Source organism: Streptomyces sp. MB09-02B (genome assembly GCF_033794485.1).
Classification (GTDB): domain Bacteria; phylum Actinomycetota; class Actinomycetes; order Streptomycetales; family Streptomycetaceae; genus Streptomyces.
On the sequence record NZ_JARGEE010000629.1, the window covers coordinates 1 to 3,687 of the forward strand.

3 protein-coding genes are annotated in these 3,687 nt (G+C 69.2%); all 3 read right to left on the bottom strand.

The features are described from left to right. Positions 1 to 546 precede the first annotated feature (546 nt). The 3 genes from P1P70_RS41945 to P1P70_RS41955 all read right to left on the bottom strand — a co-directional run bounded on the left by P1P70_RS41945 (position 547) and on the right by P1P70_RS41955 (position 3,542). Positions 547 to 924 (bottom strand): toxin Doc, encoded by a 378-nt coding sequence (locus P1P70_RS41945; RefSeq protein WP_319247351.1) that lies wholly within the window; start codon positions 922 to 924, stop codon positions 547 to 549. A 3-nt stretch (positions 925 to 927) separates the two neighbouring features. Then, positions 928 to 1,173, bottom strand: a complete 246-nt coding sequence (locus P1P70_RS41950; RefSeq protein ID WP_319247353.1) for a hypothetical protein — start codon at positions 1,171 to 1,173, stop codon at positions 928 to 930. 125 nt (positions 1,174 to 1,298) lie between these two features. Further along, a complete protein-coding gene (locus P1P70_RS41955; RefSeq protein ID WP_319247355.1) occupies positions 1,299 to 3,542 on the bottom strand; it encodes a glycoside hydrolase family 9 protein in 2,244 nt (747 codons plus the stop codon). Between the last annotated feature and the right edge of the window lie 145 nt (positions 3,543 to 3,687).

Sequence of the window (3,687 nt, forward strand, 5' to 3'; positions counted from 1 at the left end):
GCACAGAGCGGGTTCCTTCCAAGGCACAAGATGGCACACGGAGTTGTGACCGCCGAAAAGGGCCCTGGATTGGCGCGTACCTTTTTGGCGGGCGCCGGGAAAGCGGCCGGGACCGAACCGCTCGACGGCCGTCTCCCCTGAGCCTTTTGGGCTCTTCGGCGACCGGCAAAGTCAAATGGCCTTTCCGGCCGGGCCATTGCCCATGCGCAGGAAGGTCACCCTTGCACAAGTTACTCATGACTAACAAGGCACTTGTGCAACATCCGCATCACTAAAAGCAGGTCAGATGACCGGTACGAGTCATTCCGCTTCGCAGAACGAACCTTCCCGTTCCCAAATGCTCAAGGCTTCAAGCACCCCGTGTGAACCGTACGCACACCCCGGTGGCCCGCGCACGCTCCCGGCGCGCCGTCGGTTCGTTGTTCACTGAACCCGGCCACCTCGGAAGGCCCCGCGCGGAACGGCGGCTCTCCCGCGCGAAACGGGCCGCCGGCCTTGATCCTCCCGCCCTCGGCCGGCGGCCCCGGGGACCGCTCTCCGGCTCGCTCAGATCTGCCAGGAGCGCAGCCGGTCCGCCGCCCCGTAGACGTCGGCCTTCCCGGAGATCAGGTCGCGCGCGAGATCCACGAGGGCCCCGTACGGCGGGTTGATTCCGACACCGCTGACGAACATGTAGGCCACGGCGGTCGCGCAGGCGAAACGGGCGTTGGCGGCCGGCAGGGGCTTGAGCAGGGCGAGGGTGTGCAGCAGCGCGGCGGCCCGCCAGGCCGGGTCGGAGTCCACGCCGAGGCGCGGCGGGTCGACGCGGTGCCGGGCCACGGCGGCTACGAGCGCCGAGAAGTCGGTGATGGTGGGCTGCTCGGGCATGACCTCTTCGTGTCGCTGGAGCAGCCACGGCACGTCGATGTGGATGACGGGAGCCATCGGTCAGACGGCCCGTCCTCCCGCTCCGGCGGCGGGTTCGTCGTCCGGGAAGGCGGCGGCGAACTCGTCGGCGTGCGCGGTGAAGAACTCCCGGAACGCCTCCGCGCCCTCCTTCAGCGCCCGGTGCCGCACGATGTCGGCGGCGGCCGCCTCGCGCACGAGCGCCTTCATCGACGTACCGCGTTCCTTGGCCATCTGCCGCAGGTCCTCTAGCTCGCGGTCGCTGAACTCCACATTCAGAGCTGGCATGCGCCCACGGTACCGCGAGGGTACTTACTCGTAAATAATCGCAGGTCAAGGCCATGGGAGGGCGGTACCGACGCAAGGCGGCCGACGCCCCGGAGGACGTCGGCCGCGCGCTCGGAGGTGAGGTGTCAGATCTGGTCCGCGACGAACGACGCCATACGGGCCAGCGCCGCGTTCCAGTTGATCGTGTGTTCGTTGGTCGACCAGGACTGGATGTCGTCGATGTAGCAGAACTGACCGACACAGCCCTGGAGTTTGCTCTGCGCGTAGGGGTCCTGGATGGAGGAGTTGGGCCCGCCGGCGAGGGTGCCGGCCGGCGGGTTGGGCTGGTCCGGGTCGAGCTGGTGGGCGTACCAGCGGGCGTGCTGGTTGCGGGCGTCGACCTCGCCGTAGCCGGTGACGTAGGAGATGTTGAGGGCGTTGCGGCCGAAGAGGTAGTCCATGCTCTGGAGCGCGCCCTCACGGTACTTGGACGCCCCGCTGATGTCGTAGGCCGTGGCGATCACGACCGCGTTGTTGAGGATCTGGTGGTTGGAGCCCCAGTCGTAGAGGTTGTTCTCGGGGGCGTACGGCATGCCGTACGGGTGGGCCTTCAGCGTGGCCAGGTAGCGGTCGGCGGCCTTGACCACGGACTGGCGGACCTTGTCGCGGCCGGGCAGCTTGTTCGGCACGGTCGCGAGGTCGAGGCGGCCCGCGGCGGCCGTGCGGGCCCAGTCGAAGCCGATGGATCCGAAGATGTCGGCGGTGTGCACGGGTGAGGCGAGGACGTGGTCCTGGAAGGCCTTCTCGCCGGTGGTGAGGTACAACTGGGCGGCCGCCCAGTAGAACTCGTCGGTGACGTTGTTGTCGGCGTAGGTGCCCCCGCCGATGCCGTCGCTCTCGGACGCGTACACGGCCGGGTGCTCCAGGGCCGCCGCCCACGCGGTGCGGGCCGCGGTGAGGGCCTTCGCCGAGAAGGCCGGGTCGTAGGGGCGGTACAGGCGGGCCGCCTGGGCTGCCGTCGCGGCCAGGTTGAGGGTCGCCGCCGTGCTCGGCGGGTGCAGTTCGCGCTTCTGCGGGTCGTCGGCGGGCATCAGCGGCAGACCGGTCCACTGCTCGTCGTGGATCTTGTGGTGCGCCATGCCCGCGAGGGGCTTGCCCTTCGGTACCTGCATCTTGAGCAGGAAGTCCAGCTCCCAGCGGACCTCGTCCAGCAGGTCGGGCACCTTGTTGCCGCTCTCCGGGATGTTCAGCGAGCCGTCGCCGAGCTTGCCCGCCTCGCCGGTACGGGCGTGCAGCGCGCGTTCGTAGGTGCTCAGCACCTCCCAGGTGGAGATGCCGCCGTTGACGACGTACTTGCCGTGGTCGCCGGCGTCGTACCAGCCGCCGGTGACGTCGAGCCGGTAGTCGCAGACGCCGGGCTGGCAGGGCACGTTCCCGTCGCCCTGGTTGGGCGCCACGTCGACATGGCCGGCGGCGCGGCCGTAGCCGGGGCGCAGGTCGTCGCTGATCGGGGTGCCGCTGCGCTGGGTGTAGTAGTACTTCAGCGAGTCCAGGCGCAGGCGTTCGTAGGCGGCCGGATCGATGTCGAACGGGCGGCTGGTCTCGCCGTCGACGACCAGGGTGAAGCCGGTCCCGCGCTTGCGGTAGGCGCCGAAGTCGATCGAGTGGACGTGCTGCCCGGAGGAGGCGTCGAGGCCGCGCGGGGTGCTCCGCCCGTGGGCGACCACGGCACCCGAGCCGTTCTTCAACTGCCAGGGCAACTTCGCGGTGGCGTCGGTGACCAGGGTGGCGTTCTTCGGTCCGGCGGGCAGGTAGGCGACCTGGTTGACCCGCACCCGGGGCCCGGTGTCGGGCTCGTACACCTCCGGCGGCACCCCGCCGAGCAGCGACACGTCGTCCATGCAGAAGGTGAACGGGTTCGCGTTGCCGCCCACTTGGAAGCCCACCTGGGCCTGGGTGGTGTCGACGGGCGAGGTGAAGGTGTACGAGTAGCGGTCGCCCGAGACGTTCAGCTGCGGGCTGACTTCGAAGTAGGTGTCGTAGGGGGCCGCCGACAGGCCGACGATGGCCCGCAGGACGTTGCCCTGGGGCGTGCCGGAGGCGGAGAAGCTGAAGCGGTACGACTCGCCCTTGGTCAGGGTGATGTCGTTCTGGCCGACGGCGGCGTCCCAGCGGTTGGTGGTGCCGCCGGGGATCTCGGCGCAGAGGCGGCCGTCGGTGAGGCCGGCGGTGACGTTGCCGGTCGTCCACCAGGGCGCGGTGGTGGTGTCGAAGGCGCCGTTCTTGACCTGTTCGACCTCGTCGGCCTGGGCCGGGCCGCCGGGCAGCGCGGTGAGCGCGGCCGCGAGGAGGGTCGTCAGGGCGAGCAGGGTGGTTCTGCGTCGTTTCACGTCTGGGCTCCTCGGGGAGGGCCTGCCCCTAAACCACCCTGACCCCCCCCAACAAAAGCCTTGTGTAGAGCCTCGGGGTGTCAGCACACACAAAAAAAAAAGAAAGAAGAGAACGAGAAAAGAGAAAAGGTGAGGGAGGGGGGGC